Genomic DNA, 1828 nt, shown 5'->3' with positions numbered 1-1828 from the left:
CGATGCAGTGCTGGGTTATTACAACCAGGGAAAATGTTATCCCCTTTTTAGCAGGGATCAGTTGATAGATCAAATGCCTTCTATGCGAAAAAAATTCATTCGCTACAAAGATTATTCCGGCACCACACTCGATAAACTGTTTACCGAAGAGCAAAAAAAAGGAATGGATATTTATAAAACTAACTTTTTTGAATCAGGTGTTTTAATAAATGAAGGCAACGGTGCCTTTCGTTTTGTTGCCTTTGCTGAAAAAGCGCAACTCTCTAATATTAATGATGTTGTTGTTGATGATTTTGATAAAGACGGCATAAAAGATATTATTGTTTGTGGTAACAGTAACGATCCTGCTGTGATGGTGGGGAATATTGATGCCACTTCAATTTTAATGCTTAAAGGAAATGGTAAAGGAGAATTTACTGCAGTGCCCCATACAACAGATGGTTTAAAAGTAAGGGGCGAAAGCCGCAAATTAATTTACATGAAAGAAAATAATTTATTAGTAGTGCTTAAAAATAATGCGGCGGCGCAGGTTTTTATGTTAAACAAATAGATAGTTTCAAAACTTCATTCGCTGTATTCTAACTGCATTAAGTATAGCCAATAACGCAACGCCAACATCTGCAAACACCGCTTCCCACATAGTGGCTAGACCACCTGCACCAAGTACAAGCACAACACCTTTTACTACAAATGCAAGAATAATATTTTGCCAAACAATCTTTTTAGTTTGCTTGCCAATATTTATTGCCATTGCAATTTTACTTGGTCTGTCATCCTGAATAACAACATCTGCGGTTTCAATAGTGGCATCGCTTCCCAAACCGCCCATTGCAATGCCTACATTGCTCAAAGCCACTACTGGTGCATCATTCACACCATCGCCTACAAAAGCTACGGTTTCGTTCCGTGCAATAATATCTTTTACTTTATTTACTTTATCTTCCGGCAATAAATCGCCAAAAGCATTGTCTATTCCTAATTTATCTGCAACAAATTTTACTACCGAACCTTTATCGCCGCTAAGCATAGTGGTTTTCACATTCATGCTGTGCAGTTTATTTACGGCTTCCTGTGCATCTTCTTTTATAGTGTCGGCAATGGTGAGGTAGCCTGCAAATTTTTTATCGTAAGCAATGGCAATTAAAGTGTAAACAATACTCGCCGGATCAATGTCATACTTGATAGAAAACTTATCCATCAACTTAAAATTGCCTACTAATAATTCTTTACCATTTACTTCGGCTTTTAAACCATGTCCTGCAATTTCTTCTACATTGTTTAATTTAATTGAGCTATTAATTTCTCCTACATGCTGATGAATGGCGGTTGCAACGGGATGGGTACTTTGGCTTTCCAAAACATTTACCATTTGCAGGATTTCATCTTTATTAAATTCTGGTTTTATAACAACTTCCTGCACTTTAAAAACACCTTCGGTCATTGTGCCGGTTTTATCCATCACTACATTTTGGATATTGGCAATGATGTCTAAAAAATTGCTGCCTTTAAATAAAATTCCATTTTTACTTGCTGCACCAATGCCACCAAAATAGCCCAACGGAATTGAAATAACCAATGCACAAGGACAAGAAATAACTAAGAAAACCAAAGCTCTGTACAACCATTGGCTGAACACATAATTATCAACAAACAACATAGGCACTACACAAATTAAAATTGCCAGCAACACAACAATGGGTGTATATATTTTTGCAAACTTTCGGATGAATAATTCGGTGGGTGCTTTTTGTGCAGTGGCATTTTGTACCATCTCTAAAATCTTGCTCAGCTTGCTATCAGTGTAAGCTGTTGTTACTTTTATTTGTGC

1 protein-coding gene and 1 pseudogene are annotated in these 1828 nt (G+C 36.7%); one reads left to right on the top strand and one right to left on the bottom strand.

Features of this window, described 5'->3' with window-relative positions; translation table 11 throughout:
• A pseudogene (locus ACY65O_RS04460) lies at positions 1 to 550 on the top strand (hypothetical protein); the annotation flags it as partial.
• 6 nt (positions 551 to 556) lie between these two features.
• Here ACY65O_RS04460 and ACY65O_RS04455 read toward each other — a convergent pair.
• Positions 557 to 1828 (bottom strand): heavy metal translocating P-type ATPase (locus ACY65O_RS04455; RefSeq protein WP_462219643.1); only part of this gene is annotated, 1272 nt, incomplete at its 5' end.

Origin of the sequence: Ferruginibacter sp. (genome assembly GCF_031430955.1) — a bacterium.
GTDB lineage: Bacteria > Bacteroidota > Bacteroidia > Chitinophagales > Chitinophagaceae > Ferruginibacter.
The sequence above is the reverse complement of the archived record's forward strand: the minus strand, read 5'-3'. Positions and strand labels throughout refer to the sequence as shown.